25 protein-coding genes are annotated in these 23,868 nt (G+C 71.3%); 7 read left to right on the top strand and 18 right to left on the bottom strand.

Annotation, left to right across the window (positions count from 1 at the left end; genetic code table 11):
- The first annotated feature begins 74 nt into the window (after window positions 1–74).
- Complete coding sequence (locus tag ACIGYR_RS13035) at window positions 75–1,277, top strand: TerD family protein (RefSeq protein ID WP_399595194.1); 1,203 nt, start codon at window positions 75–77, stop codon at window positions 1,275–1,277.
- A 436-nt stretch (window positions 1,278–1,713) separates the two neighbouring features.
- On the opposite strand, the gene ACIGYR_RS13030 is transcribed toward ACIGYR_RS13035, so the two are convergent.
- The 3 genes from ACIGYR_RS13030 to ACIGYR_RS13020 all read right to left on the bottom strand — a co-directional run bounded on the left by ACIGYR_RS13030 (window position 1,714) and on the right by ACIGYR_RS13020 (window position 5,839).
- Window positions 1,714–2,283 carry a TetR/AcrR family transcriptional regulator gene (locus ACIGYR_RS13030; RefSeq protein WP_399595197.1) on the bottom strand — a complete coding sequence of 190 codons (570 nt, stop codon included), beginning with the start codon at window positions 2,281–2,283 and terminating at the stop codon, window positions 1,714–1,716.
- Between the two features lie 486 nt (window positions 2,284–2,769).
- Entirely contained in the window at window positions 2,770–4,227 is a 1,458-nt protein-coding gene (locus tag ACIGYR_RS13025) for an alkaline phosphatase PhoX (protein ID WP_391839487.1), read from the bottom strand.
- A 184-nt stretch (window positions 4,228–4,411) separates the two neighbouring features.
- On the bottom strand, window positions 4,412–5,839 hold the full coding sequence (locus ACIGYR_RS13020) for a hypothetical protein (protein WP_399595202.1): 1,428 nt from the start codon (window positions 5,837–5,839) through the stop codon (window positions 4,412–4,414).
- Between the two features lie 267 nt (window positions 5,840–6,106).
- Here ACIGYR_RS13020 and ACIGYR_RS13015 point away from each other — a divergent pair, with 267 nt between their 5' ends.
- Window positions 6,107–7,933, top strand: coding sequence for an endonuclease/exonuclease/phosphatase family protein (locus tag ACIGYR_RS13015; protein ID WP_399595204.1), 1,827 nt, complete (start codon window positions 6,107–6,109; stop codon window positions 7,931–7,933).
- A gap of 54 nt (window positions 7,934–7,987) precedes the next feature.
- Here ACIGYR_RS13015 and ACIGYR_RS13010 read toward each other — a convergent pair whose 3' ends face one another.
- The 4 genes from ACIGYR_RS13010 to ACIGYR_RS12995 are packed head-to-tail and all read right to left on the bottom strand — an operon-like array spanning window position 7,988 to window position 9,889.
- Window positions 7,988–8,587, bottom strand: coding sequence for a DUF3618 domain-containing protein (locus ACIGYR_RS13010; RefSeq protein WP_391839481.1), 600 nt, complete (start codon window positions 8,585–8,587; stop codon window positions 7,988–7,990).
- Entirely contained in the window at window positions 8,584–9,003 is a 420-nt protein-coding gene (locus ACIGYR_RS13005; protein WP_391839479.1) for a phage holin family protein, read from the bottom strand. Before ACIGYR_RS13005 ends, ACIGYR_RS13010 begins: the two co-directional genes overlap by 4 nt.
- 53 nt (window positions 9,004–9,056) lie before the next feature.
- Entirely contained in the window at window positions 9,057–9,752 is a 696-nt protein-coding gene (locus ACIGYR_RS13000) for a hypothetical protein (protein WP_399595208.1), read from the bottom strand.
- A complete protein-coding gene (locus ACIGYR_RS12995; RefSeq protein WP_399595211.1) occupies window positions 9,749–9,889 on the bottom strand; it encodes a hypothetical protein in 141 nt (46 codons plus the stop codon). Before ACIGYR_RS12995 ends, ACIGYR_RS13000 begins: the two co-directional genes overlap by 4 nt.
- Before the next feature lie 167 nt (window positions 9,890–10,056).
- On the opposite strand from ACIGYR_RS12995, the gene dapA reads away from it, so the two are divergent.
- A complete protein-coding gene (gene dapA, locus ACIGYR_RS12990) occupies window positions 10,057–11,019 on the top strand; it encodes a 4-hydroxy-tetrahydrodipicolinate synthase (RefSeq protein ID WP_399595214.1) in 963 nt (320 codons plus the stop codon).
- 123 nt (window positions 11,020–11,142) lie between these two features.
- Here dapA and dapD read toward each other — a convergent pair whose 3' ends face one another.
- The 11 genes from dapD to ACIGYR_RS12935 form a co-directional block, all read right to left on the bottom strand.
- Window positions 11,143–12,129 (bottom strand): 2,3,4,5-tetrahydropyridine-2,6-dicarboxylate N-succinyltransferase, encoded by a 987-nt coding sequence (gene dapD / locus ACIGYR_RS12985; RefSeq protein ID WP_391839471.1) that lies wholly within the window; start codon window positions 12,127–12,129, stop codon window positions 11,143–11,145.
- A gap of 63 nt (window positions 12,130–12,192) precedes the next feature.
- Window positions 12,193–12,726, bottom strand: coding sequence for a TetR/AcrR family transcriptional regulator (locus ACIGYR_RS12980; RefSeq protein WP_399595218.1), 534 nt, complete (start codon window positions 12,724–12,726; stop codon window positions 12,193–12,195).
- On the bottom strand, window positions 12,726–13,049 hold the full coding sequence (locus ACIGYR_RS12975; protein ID WP_399595220.1) for a DMT family transporter: 324 nt from the start codon (window positions 13,047–13,049) through the stop codon (window positions 12,726–12,728). Before ACIGYR_RS12975 ends, ACIGYR_RS12980 begins: the two co-directional genes overlap by 1 nt.
- A 114-nt stretch (window positions 13,050–13,163) precedes the next feature.
- A complete protein-coding gene (locus ACIGYR_RS12970; protein WP_350957500.1) occupies window positions 13,164–13,496 on the bottom strand; it encodes a metal-sulfur cluster assembly factor in 333 nt (110 codons plus the stop codon).
- Window positions 13,493–13,960, bottom strand: a complete 468-nt coding sequence (sufU, locus tag ACIGYR_RS12965) for a Fe-S cluster assembly sulfur transfer protein SufU (RefSeq protein ID WP_391839465.1) — start codon at window positions 13,958–13,960, stop codon at window positions 13,493–13,495. Before sufU ends, ACIGYR_RS12970 begins: the two co-directional genes overlap by 4 nt.
- Before the next feature lie 16 nt (window positions 13,961–13,976).
- Window positions 13,977–15,233, bottom strand: coding sequence for a cysteine desulfurase (locus ACIGYR_RS12960; protein WP_391839463.1), 1,257 nt, complete (start codon window positions 15,231–15,233; stop codon window positions 13,977–13,979).
- Window positions 15,230–15,994 (bottom strand): Fe-S cluster assembly ATPase SufC, encoded by a 765-nt coding sequence (gene sufC, locus ACIGYR_RS12955; protein ID WP_391839461.1) that lies wholly within the window; start codon window positions 15,992–15,994, stop codon window positions 15,230–15,232. The genes ACIGYR_RS12960 and sufC overlap by 4 nt, the downstream gene beginning before the upstream one ends.
- Window positions 15,995–16,001: 7 nt before the next feature.
- The gene (locus tag ACIGYR_RS12950; protein ID WP_399595226.1) at window positions 16,002–16,322 is read right to left on the bottom strand and encodes a bifunctional 3-phenylpropionate/cinnamic acid dioxygenase ferredoxin subunit; all 321 of its coding nucleotides are present in this window, start codon (window positions 16,320–16,322) and stop codon (window positions 16,002–16,004) included.
- Window positions 16,319–17,503, bottom strand: a complete 1,185-nt coding sequence (sufD, locus tag ACIGYR_RS12945) for a Fe-S cluster assembly protein SufD (protein ID WP_391839457.1) — start codon at window positions 17,501–17,503, stop codon at window positions 16,319–16,321. Before sufD ends, ACIGYR_RS12950 begins: the two co-directional genes overlap by 4 nt.
- Window positions 17,504–17,557: 54 nt before the next feature.
- Window positions 17,558–18,979, bottom strand: a complete 1,422-nt coding sequence (gene sufB, locus ACIGYR_RS12940; protein ID WP_225828092.1) for a Fe-S cluster assembly protein SufB — start codon at window positions 18,977–18,979, stop codon at window positions 17,558–17,560.
- A complete protein-coding gene (locus ACIGYR_RS12935) occupies window positions 18,976–19,710 on the bottom strand; it encodes a helix-turn-helix transcriptional regulator (RefSeq protein ID WP_399595230.1) in 735 nt (244 codons plus the stop codon). Before ACIGYR_RS12935 ends, sufB begins: the two co-directional genes overlap by 4 nt.
- Before the next feature lie 183 nt (window positions 19,711–19,893).
- Here ACIGYR_RS12935 and ACIGYR_RS12930 point away from each other — a divergent pair, with 183 nt between their 5' ends.
- The 4 genes from ACIGYR_RS12930 to ACIGYR_RS12915 all read left to right on the top strand — a co-directional run bounded on the left by ACIGYR_RS12930 (window position 19,894) and on the right by ACIGYR_RS12915 (window position 23,867).
- Window positions 19,894–20,730, top strand: a complete 837-nt coding sequence (locus tag ACIGYR_RS12930) for an aminoglycoside N(3)-acetyltransferase (RefSeq protein WP_399595232.1) — start codon at window positions 19,894–19,896, stop codon at window positions 20,728–20,730.
- Between the two features lie 11 nt (window positions 20,731–20,741).
- Window positions 20,742–21,719 (top strand): ABC transporter ATP-binding protein, encoded by a 978-nt coding sequence (locus ACIGYR_RS12925; protein WP_391839452.1) that lies wholly within the window; start codon window positions 20,742–20,744, stop codon window positions 21,717–21,719.
- Between the two features lie 88 nt (window positions 21,720–21,807).
- Window positions 21,808–22,578, top strand: a complete 771-nt coding sequence (locus ACIGYR_RS12920; protein ID WP_391839450.1) for an ABC transporter permease — start codon at window positions 21,808–21,810, stop codon at window positions 22,576–22,578.
- A gap of 278 nt (window positions 22,579–22,856) precedes the next feature.
- On the top strand, window positions 22,857–23,867 hold the full coding sequence (locus tag ACIGYR_RS12915) for a heme A synthase (RefSeq protein ID WP_399595236.1): 1,011 nt from the start codon (window positions 22,857–22,859) through the stop codon (window positions 23,865–23,867).
- Window position 23,868 lies beyond the last annotated feature (1 nt).

Genomic DNA, 23,868 nt, shown 5'->3' with positions numbered 1-23,868 from the left:
ACGCGGGGGCGTCAGCCGTTCGGCCGGTAAGGGAACGGTAAAGCGGTGTCATTCGTTCACCCGGCATGACAGCTATGACCCCTGGCTCGAACATCCCTCTCTCGGCCGCGCGCGTGACGGTGGACGTCTCCGCTCCGGTGCGGCTCGACGTGTCGGGCCTGCTGCTCACCGCCGACGGCAAGGTGCGTTCCGACGAGGACTTCATCTTCTACAACCAGCCCACGGGCCCGGGCGTGACGTACCGCTCCGGCGGCGGCACGGCTCCGGACGCGGTCACCGTCGACACCGCCGCGGTGCCGCCGGAGATCGAGAAGATCGTCGTCACGGCCAGCCCGGACGCCGCCGGCCAGACCTTCCAGGGCATCGAGCCGACGGCCACGATCCGGGAGGCGGACGGCGGCGCCGTGCTGGCGACGTTCACCCCGCCGCAGCTCGGCACCGAGACCGCGCTGGTGGTCGTGGAGGTCTACCGCAGGGGCGGCCAGTGGAAGGCCCGGGCCGTCGGCCAGGGGTACGCCGACGGGCTCGCGGGGATCGCCACCGACTTCGGCGTGACGGTGGAGGAACCGGCCGCTGCTCCGGCCGCCCCCGCCGCCACGGCTCCGGCCGCCCCCGCCGCCACGGCTCCGCAGCAGCCGGCCGCCGCTGCCGCCCCGCCGCAGCCGGTGGCCCCGGCGCCCGCCCCGGCACCGGGCGCCGGGAAGATCAACCTGGACAAGGGCCGGGTCAGCCTGCAGAAGAACCAGACGGTGTCCCTTGTCAAGGGCGGCCGGCCCCTGCTGTCCCGGGTGCAGATGGGCCTCGGCTGGGAGCCCGCGTTCCGCGGCAAGGACATCGACCTGGACGCCTCGGTCATGGCCTACGGGCCGCAGCGCAACCACATCGACAGCTGCTACTTCGGCAAGCTGACGATCCTGAACGGCGCGGTCAAGCACTCCGGTGACAACCTCACCGGTGAGGGCGGTGGCGACGACGAGGTCATCGTGGTGGATCTCGGCCGCCTCCCCCAGGAGGTCACCGGCCTGGTCTTCACCGTCAACTCGTTCTCCGGGCAGAAGTTCACGGAGGTCGCCAAGGCGTACTGCCGGCTGGTCGACTCGGCGACGGGCGAGGAGCTGGTCCGCTTCGACCTCACCGGCGCGGAGCCCCGGACGGGCGTCTTGATGGCCAAGCTCGTCCGCCAGTTCTCCGGCGAGTGGGACATGACGGCGATGGGCGAGTTCGTGAAGGCGCGGACCGTTCGCAACATGGTCGAGCCGGGGGCGCGGGCGCTGTAGCGGTGGGCCGAAGCGGCGGCGCCGTAACGCGGACATGCCCCGGAGCCGCGCCGGGGACCCGCCGCCGTCATCGCGGCCGCCCCCCGATTCCGCCCCGCCATGGCCGGCCGCGCAGTTCCCCGCGGCGGAATCGCGCCGGGGCCCGCCGTCATCGTCACAGCCCGCCCCCGCTTCCGCCCCGCCATGGCCGGCCGCGCAGTTCCCCGCGGCGGAATCGCGCCGGGGCCCGCCGTCATCGTCACGGCCCGCCCCCCGCTTCCGCCCCGCCATGGCCGGCCGCGCAGTTCCCCGCGCGCCCCTGGGGAGCTGTCCCGTTCCCGGCCTTCGAGGCGCCGGCGCCGCTGCGGGCAGTCGTGCCGCTGGGGCGGCACGGGTGGGCGCGGCGGCACCCTGTCCGCGCCGGTGAGCCCTCCGTCCCGTCGGCGCGGATATCAGGTCAGCTGGGTCGGATGCCTTCGGTCAGCAGGGTCAGATAGCGGCGGACCTCCCGTTCCCCCGCCCCCGCCAGCTCCGCGGCCGAAGCCACGCCGTGCGCCAGCCGCAGCACCTCGATCGGCTCCACGTCCGCGCGCAGCACGCCCGCCTCCTGCGCCGCCTCCACCAGCCGGGCCACCGCGCCCTTCACCGTGGTCGCGCACGCCGTCAGCGCCGCCGCGCCGCCGTCCGTCACCGCCGAGCCGAGCAGGGCCTTCATCCCCCGCACCTGAAGCGTGCCGACGGCCAGCTCGTGCAGCCACTCATCGAGTGCCTCGCCCGGCGGCAGCTCCTTCGCCAGTTCGTCGGCCCGCGCCCCCAGCGCTTCGATCCGTTCCACGTACGCCGCCTCCAGCAGCGCCTGCCGGGTCGGGAAGTGCCGGTAGAGCGTGCCCGAGCCGACGCCCGCCCGTTTGGCGATGTCGTCGAGTGACGCGTTCTCCCCATGCTCGGCGAATGCCTCCGCCGCCACCTTCAGCAACCGCTCGTAGTTCCGCCGAGCGTCCGCGCGCATGGGCCTGCCCTGCGTCATCCACCCACTCCTCGCAAACCGGGGACCCTCTCCGTACCTTATCCAGCCCTAAACGGAGATAGTCCCCGATCGCGGCCTGGTGGTCCGCGTGCAGCTCAACGCCTCACGCCTGGCGGCCGTGCGCCTGGCGGTCAGCACCGTCGCGCGGATCGCGCTCCTGGCCCCGGCCGCCTCGTAGGTCCGCAGGATGCGGCCGGTGGACGTCACGGCCGACTTCGGCCGCGCTCTGGCCGTACGCGTGTTGCATCGCGCCCAAAGAAGTAGCCGCAGCCCGCGCACCGGGAGGTGCGGGGAGTTTTCGGTGTCCAGAGATCGAGGTCGGCGGAACCGACGTGGTGCTCTGCCTCTGAGCTGCACCGGCCTGTCGGAGCCGGTGGCGGGATTCGAACCCGCGGCCTCCCCATGAAGAGTGGAAGTAGGTCCTGCCTGCGCACCTGGACGTACATCACCTCAGGAGGACGGCCGCGGGGCGGGCCATCGAATCAACTACCGCTTGTGCCGCTTCCAGGGACCGGTGATGGCGAGCATGATGCCGGGGGTCTGGATGTTGGCGAACAGGGTCCTGCCGTCGGGCGAGAAGGTGACGCCGGTGAACTCGCTGTACTCCGGTTCCTCCGCGGTGCCGATGTTCAGCTCGTTGCGGGCGATCGGATAGGTCCGGCCGCTCTCGGTGGCGCCGAACAGGTGCTGGACGCCCTCGCCGTCCTCGGCGATGACGAGGCCGCCGTAGGGGGAGACGGTGATGTTGTCGGGGCCGTCGAAGTCGCCGTCCTTGGACGGGTCGGGGTTCACCCCGAGCAGCACCTTCAGCGTGAGCGTGCGGCGCTTGGGGTCGTAGAACCAGACCTGGCCGTCGTGCTGGACCGGGCTCTCCTGGCGGGCGAAGGAGGAGACGACGTAGACGCCGCCGTCGCCCCACCACATGCCCTCCAGCTTGCGCGCGCGGGTGACCTGGCCGTCGGTGAACTGCTTGCGCACCGAGACGGTCCTGGCGTCACGGTCGGGGACGTCCACCCAGTCGACGCCGTAGACGGTCCCGGTCTTCGTGGCGCGGGACAGGTCGTCCACGAACTGGCCGCCGGAGTCGAAGCACTTGAACGCCTGGAGCACGCCCGCGTCGTCGGCGAGGGTGCGCAGCCTGCCGCGGCCGTGGTGGAAGCCGTGCGGCGGGGTCCAGCGGTAGAAGAGGCCGTTGGGGCCGGAGGCGTCCTCGGTCAGGAAGAGGTGGCCGCGCTTGGGGTCGACGACGACGGCCTCGTGGGCGTAGCGGCCGAGGGCCTTGATCGGCTTGGGGTCGCGGTTGGCCCGGCGGTCCTCCGGGTCGACCTCGAAGACGTAGCCGTGGTCCTTGGTGAAGCCGTTCTTGCCGGCCTTGTCCTCGGTCTCCTCGCAGGTCAGCCAGGTGCCCCACGGGGTGCTGCCGCCCGCGCAGTTGGTGGCGGTACCGGCGATGCCCACCCACTCGGCGACGTGGCCGCCGCGGCGGACCTCCACGACGGTGCAGCCGCCGGCCGCCGCCGGGTCGTAGACGAGGCCCTCGGTCAGCGGCACCGGGTGCGGCCAGTTGGCGCGGGCGCCGGCCAGCTCGTGGTTGTTGACGAGCAGGGTGGCGCCGCGGGGGCCGTCGAAGGTGGCGGTGCCGTCGTGGTTGGACGGGGTGAACTCACCGGACTCCAGCTTGGTCTTGCCGCTGTACGTGATGATCTCGTACGTGAAGCCGGCGGGCAGCGCGAGGATGCCGTCCGGGTCGGGCACCAGCGGGCCGTAACCGGCACCGTGGTGGTGGCCCCCGTGCCCGTTCGCGGACTCGGCCTCGGCGCTCTCGGTGTCCGTGGCGGCGAGGGCGTTCGGCGCGGTGGCGAGGGCGCCGACGCTGCCCGCCAGGGCGACCCCGGCACCGGTGATCGCGGATTTTGTGGCGAAGTCCCTGCGGGTGAGCGACATGGTGTCTCCTGTGACGACGGTGTGCGTGCCGTGGAGTGTGGGGGGCCTCGGTTCGGCGCACACGCTCCCGCCCACTCGTGAACGGGAGTTGAACACCGGGCCACCACGCGGGCACCTGTTCCATGAATCCGTACACGGCGGACCATGGCCGGCCCACACACCGGTCACCTCACTCGCCCGGCACTCAACCGCCCTGCTGGGAGCGCGCCTTGAACGCCGCCTTCCGTGCCTCCTTGGCCACCTTCTTGTCCGGGTGCAGCCGGCCCATCGCGTCCAGCACCTCGGCGACGGCGGGATGCTCCACCCGCCAGGCCGCCGCGAAGAACCCGCTGTGCTGCGCGGCCAGCCCCTCCACCAGTGTCTGCAACTCCTCGGAGTTGCCCTCGGCCTGGAGCTGTGCGGCCACCGTGTCGACGGTCAGCCAGAACACCATCTCCTGCGACGGCGCCGGCACGTCCGCGGCGCCCCGCTCGCTCAGCCACACCCGGGCGAGACCGCCCAGCTCGGGGTCGTCCAGCACCTCCCGCAGCGCGGGTTCGCCCTCGGCGCCCACCAGCGACAGCGCCTGCTGGCAGCGCAGCCTGCGCAGCGGGGCGCCCGGGTCCGCACCGCGGGCCGCCGCCAGCAACTCCCGTGCAGCCGTGAGCGGTTCGCGGTGGCCGAGCCACTGCTCGGTCTCGGCCCGGGCGGCGGACCGGCCGAACCGGGCGGTGCCGTCGAGCAGCGCGTCCGCGCCCTTGTCGGCCAGCTCGCCGACGGCGGGCGCCTCGAACCCGGCCTCCAGCAGCCGGGCCCGCAGCCCGTACACGCCGAGCGGGGTCAGCCGGACCATGCCGTAGCGGGAGACGTCGGTGTCGTCCACGGGCGCCGCGGGCTCCTCGTCGGCGTCGGTCATCAGGGCCTCGTCCACCGGCTGGTACTCCACGAGTCCGACGGGCTCCAACACCCGGAACTGGTCGTCCAGTCGCATCATCGCGTCGGAGACCTGCTCCAGGACGTCGTTGGTGGGCTCGCCCATGTCGTCGGGCACGAGCATGGAGGCCGCGAGGGCGGGCAGCGGGACGGGGGCCTCACCGGAGCCGCCCTCACCGACGGTCAGCAGGTAGAGGTTGCCGAGGACGCCGTCGAGGAAGTCCGCCTCGGCCTCCGGGTCCCAGCCGAGTGACGAGAAATCGACCTCGCCGCCCTCGTCCAGCGCGTCCACCAGGTCGTCCAGGTCGGGGACGGCCGCGTCGGCGACGACGGCCTCCAGCGCGGCGAGCCAGACGGTGAGCACGTCCTGCGGGGAGCCGCCGGTGAGCAGCGCCAGCTCCTCGCCGGCCCGGACGGTGCCGGCCTCCTCGTCCACGATCTCGACCAGCCCCGCGTCGACGGCGACCCGCCATGCCTCGCTCGCGTACGCGGCGGCGTCGTCCCCGGTGAGTCCGAGCAGGTCGGCGGCGGCCGACAGCTGCTCCTCAGCCAGCCCGCCGCCCGCGTCGACGCGGGTCTCGGGACCGGCCCAGCGGGCGAGCCGGGCCGCGCGGGAGAGCAACGGCGTGGACAGCGCGGCGCGCGCCAGCTCCGCTTCGGGGTGCAGCCGCGCGGGCGGCAGGGGGGAGCTGTCTGACATCGGCTGGTTCTCCTCGGACCGTGAATCGGGCTCAGCCGCTCAGCCTAGACGGATTTCCACCCATGCCGCCCGGTTCATCTCTCCGTAAGCCGTCGTACATGGCCGAAACCTTGACAACTCCCCACCCCAGGCAGGAGATTGACGCGCGTAGAAGTTGGGGGGACAACTGTTCACTCGGCTCTACGCGTGTCACAGAGGGCTACGAGCCCGGCACGCACCCGTTCCACCCTCGTCCCGGCGCTCACGTACGTCCCCGGAGGGAATCCCTTGCCGAGCAGGTCTTCCGCGCGCCTCGCCGCGCTCACCGTCGCCGCCGTCTGCAGTGCGGCGTCCGCCGTCGTCCTCACCTCTCCCGCGCACGCCGACTCGGTGCGCATCCACGATGTCCAGGGCACGACCCGGATATCCCCGTTCGCCGGGCAGAAGGTGACGGACGTGCCCGGCATCGTGACGGCCACGCGCACGTACGGGTCTTCCAAGGGCTTCTGGCTCCAGGACCCGACTCCCGACGACGACCCCGCCACCAGCGAGGGCGTGTTCGTCTTCACCGGCTCCACCCCGAAGGTCGCCGTCGGCGACTCGGTGACGGTGACCGGCACGGTCTCCGAGTACGTCCCGGGCGGCACCTCGTCCGGCAACCAGTCGCTGACGGAGATCACCAAGCCGGTGATCACCACCGTCTCCACCGGCAACGCGGTCCCCGCGCCGGTCGTGATCGGCAAGCGCTCGGTGCCGGACCTCTACACCCCGGCGGGCGACACGGCCGCGGCCGGCTCCGTCAACGGCCTGTCGCTGGACCCGGCGAAGTACGCCCTGGACTACTACGAGTCCCTGGAGGGCATGAACGTCCAGGTCACCGACGTCCGCGTGGTCACCGCCACCGACCCGTACAGCGAGCTGTGGGTGACGGTGAAGCCGCGCGAGCACCGCACGCACCGCGGCGGCACGCTCTACGGCTCCTACGACTCCCAGAACACCGGCCGGCTCCAGATCCAGTCGCTGGGCGCCACCGCCGACTTCCCGAAGGCCGACGTCGGCGACACCCTTCAGGGCACCACCACCGGCCCGCTGGACTTCAACCAGTTCGGCGGCTACACCCTCGTCGCGGGCAAGCTCGGCACGCTGGAGAGCGGCGGCCTGGAGCGTGAGACGACGCGGAAGCAGGCGAGCCGTGAGCTGGCGGTGGCGACGTACAACGTCGAGAACCTCGACCCGTCGGACGCGACCTTCGAGCAGCACGCCTCCGCGATCGTGAACAACCTGAAGTCGCCGGACATCGTGTCCCTGGAGGAGATCCAGGACAACAACGGTGCCAAGGACGACGGCACGGTCGACGCGAACGAGACCGTGACCAAGCTGATCGACGCGGTCGTCGCGGCCGGCGGCCCGAAGTACGACTGGCGCTCGATCAACCCGGTCAACGACCATGACGGCGGCGAGCCCGGCGGCAACATCCGCCAGGTGTTCCTGTTCAACCCGCAGCGGGTGTCCTTCGTGGACCGCGCGGGCGGCGACCCGACCACCGCGGTCGGCGTCATCAAGGTGCACGGCAAGGCACAGCTGACGGCCTCGCCCGGCCGCGTCGACCCGGCGAACGCGGCCTGGACCAACAGCCGCAAGCCGCTGGCCGGCGAGTTCGTCTTCCGCGGCGGCACCGTCTTCGTGATCGCCAACCACCTCAACTCCAAGGGCGGCGACCAGGCGCTGACCGCGCAGTACCAGCCGCCGGTGCGCAGCTCTGAGGTCCAGCGGCACGCCCAGGCGACCGCGGTGAACGCGTTCGTCAAGGACATCCTGGCCGTGCAGAAGAACGCGGACGTCATCGCGCTCGGCGACATGAACGACTTCGAGTTCTCCGGGACCACGCAGATCCTGGAGGGTGACGGCGCGCTCTGGTCGGCGATCAAGTCGCTGCCCGGGAGCGAGCGGTACACCTACGACTACCAGGGCAACCAGCAGGTCCTGGACCAGATCCTGATCAGCCCGGCGATCCGGTGCGGCGGTGACTTCGACTACGACAGCGTGCACATCAACTCGGAGTTCCACGACCAGATCAGCGACCACGACCCGCAGGTGCTGCGGTTCCGTCCGTGACACGGCGGCGGGACCGGCCGGACACTCCGCCCGGCCGGTCCCGCCGTCCTGTGCTCACTGGTGGCGGTCGATCCTGCGCCAGATCACGGCCACGCCGACGAGGGCGGCGCCGGCCGCGCCCACGATCAACGCCGGCCGGGGATGCCGCCGCGCGGCGCCGACGGCCCTGCGCACCGGTCCGGGCAGCCTCAGGTCGTACTCCACGCTGTGCCCGGCCTGGGCCGCCCGGTCCTGCAAGGCGTGCCCGGCCTGAGCGGCCCGGTCCTGCAAGGCGTGCCCGGCCTGGACGGCCCGGTCCTGCAGAGCGTGCCCGCCGTGGCCGGAGCGCTCCTGCACGACGTGTCCGGCCTTCGTCATCTGTTCCTGCGCGCTGTGGCCGGCCCGTAGGGCGCGGTCCTGCACCAGGTGCCCCGCCCTGGCCGCCCGGTCCTGCACGCCGTGTCCGGCCTGGGCGGCGCCGGAACGCAGCTGGACGGTCATGGCGCCGGCCTTGTCCCTCAGGTCGGCGGCCCGCGCCCTGGCCCGGCCCTTCACATCGGCCCGGCCGACCAGCTGGGCGACGGTGTCGCCCAGCTGGCTCCGGGTGTGTTCGATCTGCCGCCGCAACTCGTCGGGGCCCTTGGCGCCCGAGCCGTGCGGATTGCTGTGCTTCATCGGTGTGCCCTTTCCCTGATCACGTCGACGTCCGCCCTGACGCTGCCGAGCGTCTCCTCGGGTGCGGGCGGGGCGGCACGGCGCAGCTGAGCGCGGCCGGTCGCGGCCAGCACGGCGGCCACGGCGAAGAACACCGCGGCCACGATCAGCGCCGCCGCCCACACGGGCAGCGCCAGACAGAGGGCGGCGGTGGCCGCTCCGGCCAGGGCGATCAGCCCGACATAGCCGACGGCGCCCGCGGCGCCCAGCAGTCCGCCGCCGCGTCCGGCCCGGCGTCCCTTCTCGGTCAGCTCCTCCTTGGCGAGGGCGACCTCCTGCCGCAGGAGCCGGGAAAGCTGTTCGGTGGCCCGGCCGACGAGTTCGCCCGTGGAGGGGTGCCCGTCTGCCGCGGGCCGTGTCTGCGGGGTCACGGTCACGGTGTTCCGCCTCCTCTCTGTGCGGGACCTCCGGGTACCCGGACCGAAGGTCCTTAGCCCTGCTCGCCGCCTCCGGCTCCGGCTTCGCCGAGGCGCGCGAGTTGGGACTGGAACCAGTCCAGGCGTGCCTGCAAAAGGGCTGCCTCGGCCACGAGTTCGGGCACTCCCAGCCCGTCGGCGGGCGGCAACTCGGCATGTGCGGGTCTCGTTCCGCCGTCCCCGGCGACCATCCGGAGCCCGTGCCCGGCCAGCCTCGCGAACTGCGCGAGCGAGACGGCGGTACGCCCGCGCACACAGCCCGCGCAGGCGGCGGCCAGGGCACGCCAGCCCGGCCGGCCCCACTCGGCGTCGGCCAGCGCGACGGCTGCGGCGCCGCAGCCGCAGGGTCCGGCCGTGACGGTGCGCACCCGCTGCCGGGCGTAGCGGAAGCCGCGCTCGAAACGAATGTAGGCGCCGAGGACGGAGACCTCCAACAGGACGGCCGCCCGGTGTTCGGCGGTGCACAGCAGGGCCTCGGCCGCCGCCCGGTCGTGGACGCAGTGAAAGCCGCAGTCGCAGCGGCGGGCGGGCGGGCGGTGGCGCAGGCCGTAGACGCAGGAGGCGTCGTCGAGAACGGCGTACGGCAGTGCGCCGCCGAGCGACACACCGGTGAACCCGGCCCGGGTGCCGTCCTGGGACAGCACCGGGTGGGCGATCTTGTATCCGGTCGGCGGCTCCGTCGGGCGTTCCGCCGGGAGCCGCAGCCTCATCGGGCGGCCGGGACCTCTTCGCGGGCCGGCTCGGCCGGTTCGGTGCGGACGGTCTCCTCGGGGACCGGGGGTTTCTCTTCGCGGACGGACGGTCGCTCCTCGGCGACCCCGGCGGCCAGTGCCTTGCCGAGCTTCATGGCGCCTCCATGACCTGACGTCGGTGACCCTCCGGCCATAGTGACCCATGAGGTGCCGAGTTGGACACAGGAGCTCCGGCCACACCCCTTACACGTTAGCAATGCTTAGAAGTGCCTCGTAGAAAAATTAAGTAGAGCTTCATCGAGGTGCTGCCGAGACTACTCCCATGACGAGTTCACGCAAGCCCCCGCCCTTCGGCCGCACCCTCTGCGCGATGATCACACCGTTCACCGAGTCGGGCGCGCTCGACCTGGACGGTGCCCAGCGGCTGGCCGCGTGGCTGGTGGCGGAGGGCTGCGACGGGCTGGTCCTCAACGGCACCACGGGCGAATCGCCCACCACCTCCGACGAGGAGAAGACGCGGCTGATCACGGCCGTTCGGGAGGCGGTCGGCGACCGGGCCGCGCTGGTCGCGGGCGTGGGCACGGCCGACACCCGGCACACGGTGGAGCTGACGCTCGCGGCCGGCAAGGCGGGCGCCGACGGCGTCCTGGTGGTGACGCCGTACTACAGCCGGCCCCCGCAGGAGGCCGTGGCCGGCCATTTCCGCCAGATCGCCGACGCGAGCGAACTGCCGGTGATGCTCTACGACATCCCGGGCCGCACCGGCACCCGGATCGAGCCGGAGACGATGATCCGCCTCGCCGGGCACCCGCGGATCGTGGCCGTCAAGGACTGCTCCTACGACTTCCTCGGCACCCAGAAGGTGCTGGCGCAGACCGAGTTGGCGTACTACTCGGGCTGCGACGAGCATGTGCTGGCGCTGTACGCGGTCGGCGCCGCGGGCTGTGTGAGCACGGTCGCGAACGCCGTACCGGCCCACTTCGCCGCGATACTGGCCGCGTTCGACGCCGGCGACACCGCCCGGGCGACCGAACTCCAGCTGGCGGCGACGCCGTTGACCGAGGCGATGATGGGCTCGGACCTGCCCGGCACGGTCACCGCCAAGGCCCTGCTGGCCCGCCTCGGCCTGCCCGCGGGCCCGGTCCGCGCACCGCTGCTGCCGGCCGACCGGAAGACGACCGACACCCTGCTGGCACGGTACGAGACCCTGACCCACGCGAGAGCCCGGCGGACACGCTGTACGTCAAGGACCGCCACCCCGGCCGCGCCCTGCTCCACCACGTGAACCCGCGGATCGGCCTGCGCGAGCCCGCCTTCGCGACGCTGCGCGGGTTCACACGGACGCCACCCGCATGACGGAGCGCCCTGCCACCACGCGGCGACAGGGCGCTCCACCAGGGGCGGTGCGTCAGTTGTGGCTGTGCAGGATGTCGTTCAGGCCGCCCCAGACCGCGTTGTTCGGGCGGGCCTCGACCGTGCCGGTGACCGAGTTGCGGCGGAACAGGATGTTGGAGGCACCGTTCAGGTCGCGGGCCTTGACGATCTGGCCGTCGGGCATGGTGACGCGGGTGCCCGCGGTGATGTACAGGCCGGCTTCGACCACGCACTCGTCGCCGAGCGCGATGCCGACGCCCGCCTCGGCGCCGACCAGGCAGCGCTCGCCGATGGAGATGATCACGTTGCCGCCGCCGGACAGCGTGCCCATGGTGGAGGCGCCGCCGCCGATGTCCGAGCCGTCGCCGATTACGACACCCGCGGAGATCCGGCCCTCGACCATGGAGGTGCCGAGCGTGCCGGCGTTGAAGTTGACGAAGCCCTCGTGCATGACCGTGGTGCCCGCCGCGAGGTGCGCGCCCAGGCGGACCCGGTCGGCGTCGGCGATGCGCACGCCCTTCGGGGCGACGTAGTCCGTCATGCGCGGGAACTTGTCGACCGAGGTCACCTGGAGGTGCAGGCCCTCGGCGCGGGCGTTCAGCCGCACCTTCTCCAGGTCGTCCACGGCGACCGGGCCGAGCGAGGTCCAGGCGACGTTGGCGAGGTGGCCGAAGATACCGTCCAGGTTCTGGCCGTGCGGCTTGACCAGCCGGTGCGACAGCAGGTGCAGGCGCAGGTAGACGTCGTGCGCGTCCAGCGGCTTCTCGTCCAGCGAGGCGATGACCGTACGGACCGCGACCACCTCGACGCCCCGGCGGGCGTCCGGGCCGGTCGCCGCGGTCGCGCCGCCGCCCAGCAGCTCCGCCGCCTGCTCGGCGGTCAGCCGCTCGGTGCCGGCCGGGCCCGGCTCCGCCACCAGCTCGGGGGCCGGGAACCAGGTGTCGAGGACGGTGCCGTCGGAGGCGATCGTGGCGAGGCCGGCGGCGACGGCGCCGGTGGTACGGGTTGCAGACTCGGTCATGGAGCAAAACCTAACGTGGGCGGGGTGGTGAGGGCGAACCGCGTCTCACGTGCCGGGCGTGGTTCAGGGGATCAGCCGAGCCAGCAGGGTGCGCGCGTACCCCTCGTCGTACGAACCGCCCGTCAGCAGCACCTGGAGGCAGATGCCGTCCATCAGGGCGAGCAGGGCCCGCGCCGTGACCGGGTCCGTGCGCCGGGCCAGCAGCGCCGCGGCCTGATCGGTCCACTCGGCGGCGACGGGACGCAGCGCCGGGCGCCGCAGCGCCGCCAGGTACAGCTCGTACTCCAGCTCCACGCCGGTGCGGTCGCCGCCCAGCCACTCCCCCAGGGCCCGGGCGAGGTCCGCGGCGAGGTCGCCCCGGCCGTCGTCCGGCAGCAGCTCGGCCAGCACCCTGCCGAAGCCCTCGTTGGCCTGCCGCAGCGCGGCCACCAGCAGCTCTTCCAGGGTGGCGAAGTGGTAGGTGGTGGAGCCGAGCGGTACGTCGGCCTCGGCTGCGACCGTACGGTGGCTCAGCCCGGCGATGCCGTCCCGGCCGACCACACGGATCGCGGCTTCGGTGATCCGCTGCCGGCGCTCGGGGTCGTGACGGCGGCCCATCAGTGGCTCGCCCCGCCCAGGTTCAGCACGACCACTCCTCCGATGATCAGCAGGATCCCGGCGACCTTGGGCACGCTCAGCCCCTCCCCGAACAGCAGCAGCCCGAGCACGGCGATGGCCGCGGTGCCCACGCCGGACCATATGGCGTACGCGGTGCCGATCTGGACGGTCTTCAGCGTCTGGGCGAGCAGCGCGAACGAGACGACGTACCCCAGAGCGGTCGCGAGCGAGGGCCAGAACCGGGTGAAGCCCTCGGTGTACTTCATCGCCGTGGTGGCGGCGACCTCGGCGGCGATGGCGCCGGCGAGTGTCAGGTATCCCATGTGTACGAGCGTACACAGCACTGTGTACGTGCGTACACAGCGAGTCGGCCCGGCCCGAGCACGGCGAAGCGGCGGCACCCGGGCAGGTGCCGCCGCTTCCCGCACGTGGTGTGGTCAGACGTTGAACCCGAGCGCCCTCAGCTGCTCGCGGCCGTCGTCGGTGATCTTGTCGGGGCCCCACGGCGGCATCCAGACCCAGTTGATGCGCAGCTCGTTGACGAGGCCGTCCGTGGCGGACTTGGCCTGGTCCTCGATGACGTCCGTCAGCGGGCAGGCCGCCGAGGTCAGGGTCATGTCGACGGTGGCGATGTTGGCCTCGTCGACGTGGATGCCGTAGATGAGGCCGAGGTTGACGACGTCGATACCCAGCTCAGGGTCGACGACGTCCATCAGGGCCTCGCGGAGTTCCTCCTCCGAGGCGGGCTTCATCTCCACGGTGTCGCTCATGTGGTCTTCCTTTCGGCGTCGGCGCCATCCAGCGCCTGGGCCGTCGCGTCCTTCCACGCCATCCAGCTCAGGAGGGCGCACTTCACCCGCGCGGGGTACTTGGAGACGCCGGCGAACGCGACGGCGTCCTCCAGCACGTCCTCCATCGCGTCGTCCGGTTCGGTCCGGCCCTTGGACTGCATCAGCTCCAGGAAGGTCTCCTGGATCTTCTGCGCGTCCGCCAGCTCCTTGCCGACGAGGAGTTCGTTCAGCACGGATGCGGATGCCTGGCTGATGGAACAGCCCTGGCCCTCGTACGAGACGTCCGCGATCCTCGTGCCGTCGTACTTCACGCGAAGGGTGATCTCGTCGCCGCACGTCGGGTTCACATGGTGCACCTCGGCGTCGCCATCCCTCAGACCACGCCCGTGCGGGTTCTTGTAGTGGTCCAGGATGACTTCCTGGTACATCGAATCCAGCTTCACGGTGTCGACACGCCTCTCAGCCGAAGAAGTTCCGGACGTGCTCCAGCCCCTCGACCAGTGTGTCGATCTCGGTCGGCGTGGAGTACAGATAGAACGACGCTCGCGTGGTCGCTGGAATTCCGTAGCGGAGGCAGACCGGTCGTGCGCAGTGGTGGCCGACGCGGACCGCGATGCCCTCCTCGTCGAGAACCTGGCCGACGTCGTGCGGGTGGATGTCGCCCAGGGTGAAGGAGATCGCCGCGCCTCGGTCCTCGGCCGTGGTCGGGCCGATGATCCGCAGGTCCGGGACCTCGGCGAGACGCTTGACCGCGTACTCCGTCAGCGCGTGCTCATGGGCGAGGATCTTGTCCATGCCGATCGACTGGAGGTAGTCGATCGCCGCGCCGAGGCCGACCGCCTGCGCGATCGGGGGCGTGCCCGCCTCGAACTTGTGCGGCGCCGGGGCGTACGTGGACGAGTGCATCGAGACCGTCTCGATCATCTCGCCGCCGCCGAGGAACGGGGGCAGGTCCTCCAGCAGCTCCTGGCGGCCCCACAGCACGCCGATGCCGGTCGGACCGCACATCTTGTGGCCGGTGAAGGCGACGAAGTCGGCCTGCAGGGCCTGCACGTCCAACGGCATGTGCGGCGCGGCCTGCGAGGCGTCGATGCAGACGAGGGCGCCGACCTCCTGGGCGCGACGGATTATCGTCTCGACCGGGTTGACCGTGCCCAGGATGTTCGACACCAGCACGAAGGAGACGATCTTCGTCTTCTCCGTGATGACCTCGTCGATGTTCGACAGGTCCAGGCGACCGTCGTCCGTCAGGCCGAACCACTTCAGCTTCGCGCCGGTGCGCTGCGCCAGCAGCTGCCACGGCACGATGTTGGAGTGGTGCTCCATCTCCGTGATGACGATCTCGGTCTCATGGTCCACCCGGTAGGGCTCGTCGGCCCAGCCCAGCATGTTCGCCACGAGGTTCAGCGACTCGGAGGCGTTCTTGGTGAAGATCACCTCGTCGCGGCTCGGCGCGTTGATGAACGCGGCGACCTTGTCGCGCGCGCCCTCGTACAGCGCCGTGGCCTCCTCGGCGAGCACATGCACACCGCGGTGGACGTTGGCGTTGTAGCGCTCGTAGTACTCGCTCAAAGCGTCCAGCACCTGGCGCGGCTTCTGCGAGGTCGCCGCGTTGTCCAGGTACACGAGCTTCCGGTCGTCGTGGACCAGCCGGTCCAGGATGGGGAAGTCCTTGCGGATCGCCTCGGTGTCGAGGAGGCCCGGCAGCTGCGTCACGCGGATACGCCACCCTTCGTGTATGCCTCGTAGCCCTCGTCCTCCAGCTTGTCGGCGAGCTCGGCGCCGCCGGACTCCACGATCCGGCCGGCGGAGAAGACGTGGACGAAGTCGGGCTTGATGTAGCGCAGGATGCGCGTGTAGTGCGTGATCAGCAGGGTGCCGACCTCGCCGGTCTCACGGACGCGGTTCACGCCCTCGGAGACGATGCGAAGCGCGTCGACGTCCAGGCCGGAGTCGGTCTCGTCCAGGATCGCCATCTTCGGCCTGAGCAGCTCGAGCTGGAGGATCTCGTGGCGCTTCTTCTCACCGCCGGAGAAGCCCTCGTTGACGTTGCGCTCGGCGAAGGCGGGGTCCATGTTGAGGCGCTCCATGGCCTCCTTGACCTCCTTCACCCAGGTGCGCAGCTTCGGGGCCTCGCCACGGATCGCGGTGGCGGAGGTGCGCAGGAAGTTGGAGACCGAGACGCCGGGGACCTCGACCGGGTACTGCATCGCCAGGAACAGGCCGGCGCGGGCGCGCTCGTCGACGGACATCTCCAGGACGTCCTCGCCGTCGAGGGTGACGGTGCCGCTGGTGATCGTGTACTTCGGGTGACCCGCGAGCGAGTAGGCGAGGGTCGACTTGCCGGAGCCGTTGGGGCCCATGATGGCGTGCGTCTCGCCCTGCTTCACGGTGAGGTCGACGCCCTTGAGGATCTCCTTCGTGGCGTTGTCGGCCTCGACGGTGACGTGCAGGTCTCGGATTTCAAGCGTTGCCATGGGTGCCTCAGGACTCCTGGGTGAGGGAGACGAGAACGTCGTCCCCTTCGATCTTTACGGGGTATACGGGGACGGGGCGCGTCGCGGGGAGGCCGGACGGCTTGCCGGTGCGCAGGTCGAAGGCGGAGCCGTGCAGCCAGCACTCGATCTGGCAGTCCTCCACCTCGCCCTCGGAGAGCGAGACGTTCGCGTGCGAGCAGATGTCGTTGATCGCGAACACCTCCCCCCCGGTCTTCACGACGGAGACCGGCGTGCCGTCGAGTTCCACCCGCTTCGGGGTGTCCTCCGCCAGCTCGCTCAGCCCACAGGCGCGTACGAAGGACGTCATGCGACCGACGCCTCCAGCTCCTCCTCGATCTTGGCGATGAGCCGCTCCTCGATGTCCGCGACACCGATCTGCTGGACCAGCTCGGCGAAGAAGCCGCGGACCACCAGGCGGCGGGCATCGTGTTCCGGGATGCCGCGGGCCATCAGATAGAAGAGCTGCTCGTCGTCGAAGCGGCCGGTGGCGGAGGCGTGGCCGGCGCCGACGATCTCGCCGGTCTCGATCTCCAGGTTCGGCACCGAGTCGACGCGCGCGCCGTCCGTGAGGACGAGGTTGCGGTTCATCTCGTAGGTGTCCGTGCCCTCGGCCTTGGCCTCGATGAGCACGTCACCGATCCAGACCGCGTGGGCGCTCTCACCCTGCAGCGCGCCCTTGTACATGACGTTGGACTTGCAGTGCGGGGTGTTGTGGTCGACGAGGAGGCGGTGCTCCTGGTGCTGGCCGGAGTCGGTGAAGTACAGACCGAACAGCTCGGCCTCGCCGCCGGTGCCGGCGTAGGCGACGCGCGGGTGCAGGCGGACGAGGTCGCCGCCGAAGGTGACCACGAAGGACTTGAAGGTGGCGTCCCGGCCGATCAGCGCGTTGTGCTGGCCGACGTGGACGGCCTTGTCGTCCCAGTCCTGGACGGAGACGACGGTCAGCTTGGCGCCGTCGCCCAGGACGTAGTCGACATTGGCGGCCAGCACGGCGTCACCGGTGTGGTCGATGACGACGACGGCCTCGGCGAAGGCGCCCAGCTCGATCACCTGGTGGCCGTAGGCGACCCCGCCCTCACCGTGCACGGCGATGCGGATCGGCTCGCTGAGGACCGTCTCCTTGGGGACGGTGACCACGCCGGCCTTGTCGAAGGCCGAGTACGCCTGGGCGGCGACGCGGTCCACGGGGGTGCCGGCCCTGCCGATGCGGGCGTCGTCGCGGCCCACCGTCTCGACGGTCACGCCCTCGGGGGCCTGGACGTCCACCTTCACGCCGTCGCCGGTCGCGACCGCGGTGCCGTCGTGCAGCCCGCGAAGCCGCTCCAGCGGGGTGAACCGCCACTCCTCCTCGCGGCCGTGGGGGACGGGGAAGTCCGCCACGTCGAAGGACGGGGGCGCGCTCATGCGCGTGGCGACGGTCGACTCGGCGGCCACCGCGATCTGGCCGGCGGTGGTGGAGCCCACCGGGATGTTCTGAGCCTCAGCCATGGCTGTCGTAGTGCTCTCTCTCTGAGTAAGACGTGTGCTGACCGACGGGGCGGGTTAGCCGACCGCGCCTTCCATCTGCAGTTCGATCAGCCGGTTGAGCTCAAGGGCGTACTCCATGGGCAGCTCCTTGGCGATGGGCTCGACGAAGCCGCGCACGATCATCGCCATCGCCTCGAACTCGCTCAGCCCACGGCTCATCAGGTAGAAGAGCTGGTCCTCGGAGACCTTGGAGACCGTCGCCTCGTGGCCCATGGACACGTCGTCCTCGCGGACGTCCACGTAGGGGTACGTGTCCGAGCGGGAGATCGTGTCCACGAGCAGCGCGTCGCACAGCACGTTCGACTTGGATCCGGCGGCGCCCTCACCGATCTCGACGAGACCGCGGTAGGAGGTACGGCCACCACCGCGCGCCACGGACTTCGACACGATGTTGGAGGAGGTGTTCGGCGCCATGTGGACCATCTTGGAGCCGGCGTCCTGGTGCTGGCCCTCGCCCGCGAAGGCGATGGACAGGGTCTCGCCCTTGGCGTGCTCACCCATCAGGTACACGGCCGGGTACTTCATCGTCACCTTGGAGCCGATGTTGCCGTCGATCCACTCCATGGTCGCGCCCTCGTAGGCCACGGCGCGCTTGGTGACCAGGTTGTAGACGTTGTTCGACCAGTTCTGGATGGTCGTGTAACGGCAGCGGGCGTTCTTCTTGACGATGATCTCGACGACCGCGGAGTGCAGCGAGTCCGACTTGTAGATCGGGGCGGTGCAGCCCTCGACGTAGTGCACGTAGGCACCCTCGTCGACGATGATCAGGGTCCGCTCGAACTGGCCCATGTTCTCCGTGTTGATACGGAAGTAGGCCTGGAGCGGGATCTCGACGTGCACGCCCTTCGGCACGTAGATGAAGGAGCCGCCGGACCACACGGCGGTGTTCAGCGCGGCGAACTTGTTGTCACCGGCCGGGATGACCGTGCCGAAGTACTCCTTGAAGAGCTCCGGGTGCTCCTTCAGCGCGGTGTCGGTGTCCAGGAAGATGACGCCCTGCTCCTCCAGGTCCTCGCGGATCTGGTGGTAGACGACCTCGGACTCGTACTGGGCGGCGACACCGGCGACGAGGCGCTGCTTCTCCGCCTCGGGGATGCCGAGCTTGTCGTACGTGTTCTTGATGTCCTCGGGCAGGTCCTCCCAGGACTCCGCCTGCTTCTCCGTGGAGCGCACGAAGTACTTGATGTTGTCGAAGTCGATGCCCGAGAGGTCGGAGCCCCAGTTCGGCATCGGCTTCTTCTCGAAGAGCTTCAGGCCCTTCAGGCGCAGCTTCGTCATCCACTCCGGCTCGGACTTCTTGCCCGAGATGTCGCGGACGACGTCCTCGTTCAGGCCACGGCGCGCGGACGCACCGGCCACGTCGGAGTCGGCCCAGCCGTATTCGTACTTGCCCAGGCCCTCGAGTTCGGGGTGAGCAGTCTCCGTGGGGAGAGTCATGCGGGGTTCCTCCCGGCCGTACTTGCAGGTGCGTCAGTGGATGTCTTGGGGATGAACGTCGTGCAGACGCCGTCGCCGTGCGCGATGGTCGCCAGTCGCTGGACGTGGGTACCGAGCAGCTCGGCGAAGATCTCTGTCTCCGCCTCGCACAGCTGCGGGAACTGCTCCGCGACGTGCGCGACCGGGCAGTGGTGCTGGCAGAGCTGCTCGCCGACCGGTGCGCTGCGCGCCGTAGCAGCGTACCCGTCGACGCTCAAGGCCCTGGCCAGCGCTTCGGCGCGTTTGTCGGGCGTCACGGCCTCGATCGCCTTGCGGTACGCGCTCGCCTGGGCGGCGATCCGGGCGCGGGCGAAAGCGGCGACCGCCTCGGGCCCGCCCTCCCGGTCGGCGATCCAGCGGAGCGCGTCCGCGGCGAGCTTGTCGTACGACTGGTCGAAGGCGTCCCGGCCGCAGTCGGTGAGCGCGAAGACCTTGGCGGGCCGGCCACGCGTGCGCGTGCCGTAGACCCGCTGCTCGCGCGCCGCCACGACGTCGTCGGCGACCAGCGCGTCCAGGTGACGCCGTACGGCCGCCTGGGTCAGTCCCAGCCGGCCGGCGAGTTCGGCGACGGTCGACGGGCCGTGGTCCAGGATGGACCGCGCGACCCGGTTGCGCGTCGAGCGCTCACCGGTCGCTAGCTCCTCCTGGGGGGTCCCCATGGGGGTCTCCCGAGCCTCGCCGACGTTTTTCACAACGCCATTGTTGCGTAATTCCGCGGAGCCTGACAAGCGAGGTCCGGATCATCGAGCGGTGCCCTGCGTCACTTAGGTCTACCTAATCCGACCTGCGAAAACGATCTCCTGATCGATCGTCCCCGGGCCCTTCCGCGGTAATTCGCTGGCGCCCCGGGGCCCCTTCCGGGAGACTCCCGAACCATGCCCGCACCCCCTCCGACCGGCCCTCTTGTCACTCGTGACGCCATCGCGGCAGAGGTGCGCCTGCTGGGTGTCGAGACCGGCGAGACCCTCCTCGTGCACTCCTCGCTCAGCTCGCTGGGCTGGGTGAACGGCGGCGCCGTCGCCGTCGTCCAGGCGCTTCTCGACGCGCTGGGCCCGTCCGGCACGCTCGTGGTCCCCACCCAGACCGGCGACCAGTCCGATCCGGCCGTGTGGGGAGCCCCGCCGGTGCCCGAGGAGTGGTGGGACCGGATCCGCGCCACCATGCCCCCGTACGACCCGCTGATCACCCCTTCGCGCGGGGTCGGCGTGATACCGGAGGCCGTGCGGACCTGGCCGGGCGCCCTGCGCAGCGCGCACCCGCAGACGTCGTTCGCCGCGCTCGGCCCCCGCGCGCGGGAGATCACCCAGGACCACGCCCCGGACTGCCGGCTCGGCGAGCGCAGCCCGCTGGCCCGGCTGGAGCGCCTGGGCGCCCGGGTACTGCTGCTCGGCGCGGGCTACGACGCCTGCACCGCCTTCCATCTCGCCGAGTACCGCACGGCCGCGCCCCGCGTGGAGGTCGGCCGGCCCGCTCCCGGCGGCGGCTGGGAGACGGTGGTCGAGGTCTCGATCACCTCCGACCGGTTCGACGAACTGGGGCACGACTACGAACGGGACCGGCCCGTCCTGCGCGGGCGGGTGGGCGCCGCGGAGGTCAGGCTGTTCCCGCTGGCGGACGCCGTGGCCTACGCCGAACGGTGGCTGCCGCTGCACCGGCCCCGTGCGGAGGACTTCCCCCCACCCGGCCGCCTGAACGGCAAGCGGTCTCCCTAGACTCTGGACCCATGCGAAGTGAGCCCGCCGACCCGTCTCCCGACCACCACCCCTCGGGGAGACGCTTCGCGCCACACCCGCTCATCGAGGTCCAGGCCCTGGTGAAGCGGTACGGCACGAAGACCGCGGTGGACGGCCTGGACCTGGTGGCCCAGCCGGGCGTGACCGCCGTACTCGGCCCCAACGGGGCGGGGAAGACCACCACGGTCGAGACCTGCGAGGGCTACCGGAAACCGGATTCCGGCACGGTGCGCGTCCTGGGCCTCGACCCGGTACGGCAGGCCGCCGAGCTGCGGCCCCGCATCGGTGTGATGCTCCAGTCCGGAGGCGTGTACTCGGGCGCCCGCGCCGACGAGATGCTCCGGCACGTGTCGAAGCTGCACGCGCACCCGCTGGACGTCGACGCCCTGATCGAACGCCTCGGCCTCGGCTCCTGCGGGCGGACCGGTTACCGCCGGCTGTCCGGTGGCCAGCAACAGCGCCTCGCGCTCGCCATGGCCGTCGTGGGCCGCCCGGAGCTGGTCTTCCTCGACGAGCCGACGGCCGGCCTCGACCCGCAGGCCCGCCGGGCCACCTGGGATTTGGTGCGGGACCTGCGCGCCGACGGCGTCTCGGTGATCCTGACCACGCACCACATGGACGAGGCCGAGCAGCTCGCCGACGACGTGGCGATCATCGACGGCGGCCGGGTCATCGCCCAGGGCTCCCCGGAGGAGCTGTGCAAGGGCGGCGCCGAGAACACCCTGCGCTTCACCGGCCGCCCCGGCCTCGACGTCGGCTCCCTGCTCAAGGCCCTCCCGGCCGACTGCACGGCCGCCGAGCTGACCCCCGGCTCCTACCGGGTCATCGGCAACGTCGACCCCCAGCTGCTGGCCACGGTCACGTCCTGGTGCGCCCAGAACGGGGTGATGCCGGACCGGATCTCGGTGGAGCGGCACACCCTGGAGGACGTCTTCCTGGAGCTGACCGGCAGGGAGCTGCGCTCATGACCACGGCCCGCACGAAGCCCGGCGGGGGATCCGGGGCCGCCCCCGGGGGAAAGCACAGCCTGGAGCCGACCGGCAAGGAGCCGCGCTCATGACCACCGCGGGTATGTACACCCCGAAGCCCGGAGCCGCCCCGCTCCCCCGCATGATCGCGGCGCAGGCGGCGCTGGAGACGAAGATGCTGCTGCGCAACGGCGAGCAGCTGCTGCTGACGGTCGTCATCCCGACCCTGCTGCTGGTGCTCTTCAGCTCGGTCGACATCGTGGACACCGGCAAGGGCGAGGCCGTCGACTTCCTCGCCCCGGGCGTCCTGGCCCTGGCCGTGATGTCCACGGCGTTCACCGGCCAGGCCATCGCCACGGGCTTCGAGCGCCGCTACGGCGTCCTCAAGCGGCTCGCCTCCTCGCCGCTGCCCCGCTGGGGCCTGATGACCGCCAAGACGGCGTCCGTGCTGGTCACCGAGATCCTCCAGGTCGTCCTGCTGACCGTCATCGCCTTCGCACTGGGCTGGTCACCGCACGGCAACCCGGCCGCCGTCCTGCTGCTGCTCGTCGTCGGCACCGCCGCGTTCTCCGGGCTGGGTCTGCTGATGGCGGGCACGCTGAAGGCGGAGGCGACGCTGGCCGCCGCCAACCTGGTGTTCCTGCTGCTGCTCGTGGGCGGCGGGGTGATCGTGCCGCTGGAGAAGTTCGGCTCGACGGGGCAGCACGTGCTCGGCCTGCTGCCGATCTCCGCGCTGTCGGACGGCCTGCGGGACGTGCTCCAGCACGGCGCCGGCATGCCCTGGGGCGACCTGGGGATCCTCGCCGTGTGGGCGGTGGCCGGGCTGGCAGCGGCGGGAAGGTTCTTCCGCTGGGAGTGACCCCGTGCGGGTGACCCTGTGCGGGTGCCCCTGTGCGGAGGGCGGCCCCGTGCGGAAGGTGATTTCGTGCGGGGGTGTGACCCCGTGCGGAGGCACCCCGGACGGGGAGTGACCCCATGCGGAAGGTGACCCGCGTGCGGAAGGTGACCCGCGTGCGGAAGGTGACCCGCGTGCGGAGGCACCCCGGACGGGGAGTGACCCCGCCGCGCCCCGTGCGGGGCGTGAATTCGCGCGTGGGAGTGACCCTCGTGAACGCGTGCACAAGCGGCGGGCCTACGATGGTGCGCGTGCCAAAGCTGAACCCGGCCGACGCTCAGGCGGCCCTGCGCAATCCGCTCGCCTTCATCGCCGACCGCTGGACCCCGGATCCCCGGACCGTCAGGCGGGCGGCCCTCGCCGCGCTCGTCATGTCGGTGGTCATCGTCGTCACCGGCGGAGCCGTCCGCCTGACCGGCTCGGGCCTCGGCTGCCCGACCTGGCCCACCTGCACGGACGACTCGCTGACCACCACCCGGGCCATGGGCTTCCACGGGATCGTCGAGTTCGGCAACCGCATGCTGACGTACGTGCTGTGCGCCGCCGTCGGCTGGGCGATCATCGCGGCCCGCTCCCAGAAGCCCTGGCGGCGCGGCCTGACCCGGCTGGGCTGGGCCCAGTTCTGGGTGGTCATGGGCAACGCCGTGCTCGGCGGCATCGTGGTCCTGGTGGGCCTCAATCCCTACACCGTCGCCGCGCACTTCCTGCTCTCCACGGCCCTGATCACCATCGCCACGGTGACGTGGCAGCGCACACGGGAGGGCGACACGGCACCGCGCCCGCTGGTCGGCAAGGCCGTGCAGCAACTGGTGTGGTTCCTGGTGATCGCGTCCGTGCTGCTCATCGCGGTCGGCACGGTGGTGACCGGGGCCGGGCCGCACGCCGGCGACTCCAGCGAGGTCGAGCGCATCCCGATCGACTGGGAGACGGTCGCCAAGTCGCACGCGGTCCTCGCCTGGATCGTGGTCACGCTGACGTTCGCGCTGTGGTTCGTGCTGAAGGCGGTCGACGCGCCGAAGGGCCCGCTGGCCCGGACGCGTGAGCTGTTCCTGATCCTGCTCGCCCAGGGCGTGATCGGTTACGTGCAGTACTTCACGCACCTGCCCGAGGTCCTGGTCGGCCTCCACATGCTCGGCTCGTGCCTGATCTGGATCGCCGTCGTGCGCGTCCTGCTCTCGCTGCGTGAGCGCCCGGAGGCCGCCGTGGACCTGCCGGGCCCCTCGGCCGAGGTGACGGTCGGCTCGCGCGCCTGAA

Source organism: Streptomyces sp. NPDC053076 (assembly GCF_044546845.1).
GTDB lineage: Bacteria > Actinomycetota > Actinomycetes > Streptomycetales > Streptomycetaceae > Streptomyces.
This window is presented reverse-complemented; position numbering and strand designations above follow the sequence as displayed.

Excerpts from the sequence above, each read along its gene's own strand:
- ACIGYR_RS13020 (WP_399595202.1), bottom strand. The coding sequence starts at position 5,839 with ATGTCAGACAGCTCCCCCCTGCCGCCCGCGCGGCTGCACCCCGAAGCG.
- sufD (WP_391839457.1), bottom strand. The coding sequence starts at position 17,503 with ATGGCTGAGGCTCAGAACATCCCGGTGGGCTCCACCACCGCCGGCCAG.
- dapA (WP_399595214.1), top strand. The coding sequence starts at position 10,057 with ATGACGAGTTCACGCAAGCCCCCGCCCTTCGGCCGCACCCTCTGCGCG.
- ACIGYR_RS13025 (WP_391839487.1), bottom strand. The coding sequence starts at position 4,227 with ATGTCGCTCACCCGCAGGGACTTCGCCACAAAATCCGCGATCACCGGT.
- ACIGYR_RS13010 (WP_391839481.1), bottom strand. The coding sequence starts at position 8,587 with ATGAAGCACAGCAATCCGCACGGCTCGGGCGCCAAGGGCCCCGACGAG.
- ACIGYR_RS13030 (WP_399595197.1), bottom strand. The coding sequence starts at position 2,283 with ATGACGCAGGGCAGGCCCATGCGCGCGGACGCTCGGCGGAACTACGAG.
- sufB (WP_225828092.1), bottom strand. The coding sequence starts at position 18,979 with ATGACTCTCCCCACGGAGACTGCTCACCCCGAACTCGAGGGCCTGGGC.
- ACIGYR_RS13035 (WP_399595194.1), top strand. The coding sequence starts at position 75 with ATGACCCCTGGCTCGAACATCCCTCTCTCGGCCGCGCGCGTGACGGTG.
- ACIGYR_RS12975 (WP_399595220.1), bottom strand. The coding sequence starts at position 13,049 with ATGGGATACCTGACACTCGCCGGCGCCATCGCCGCCGAGGTCGCCGCC.
- ACIGYR_RS12930 (WP_399595232.1), top strand. The coding sequence starts at position 19,894 with ATGCCCGCACCCCCTCCGACCGGCCCTCTTGTCACTCGTGACGCCATC.
- ACIGYR_RS12925 (WP_391839452.1), top strand. The coding sequence starts at position 20,742 with ATGCGAAGTGAGCCCGCCGACCCGTCTCCCGACCACCACCCCTCGGGG.
- ACIGYR_RS12980 (WP_399595218.1), bottom strand. The coding sequence starts at position 12,726 with ATGGGCCGCCGTCACGACCCCGAGCGCCGGCAGCGGATCACCGAAGCC.
- ACIGYR_RS12915 (WP_399595236.1), top strand. The coding sequence starts at position 22,857 with ATGGTGCGCGTGCCAAAGCTGAACCCGGCCGACGCTCAGGCGGCCCTG.
- ACIGYR_RS12920 (WP_391839450.1), top strand. The coding sequence starts at position 21,808 with ATGACCACCGCGGGTATGTACACCCCGAAGCCCGGAGCCGCCCCGCTC.
- ACIGYR_RS12950 (WP_399595226.1), bottom strand. The coding sequence starts at position 16,322 with ATGACGTCCTTCGTACGCGCCTGTGGGCTGAGCGAGCTGGCGGAGGAC.
- dapD (WP_391839471.1), bottom strand. The coding sequence starts at position 12,129 with ATGACCGAGTCTGCAACCCGTACCACCGGCGCCGTCGCCGCCGGCCTC.
- ACIGYR_RS12970 (WP_350957500.1), bottom strand. The coding sequence starts at position 13,496 with ATGAGCGACACCGTGGAGATGAAGCCCGCCTCGGAGGAGGAACTCCGC.
- ACIGYR_RS12995 (WP_399595211.1), bottom strand. The coding sequence starts at position 9,889 with ATGAAGCTCGGCAAGGCACTGGCCGCCGGGGTCGCCGAGGAGCGACCG.
- ACIGYR_RS13000 (WP_399595208.1), bottom strand. The coding sequence starts at position 9,752 with ATGAGGCTGCGGCTCCCGGCGGAACGCCCGACGGAGCCGCCGACCGGA.
- sufC (WP_391839461.1), bottom strand. The coding sequence starts at position 15,994 with ATGGCAACGCTTGAAATCCGAGACCTGCACGTCACCGTCGAGGCCGAC.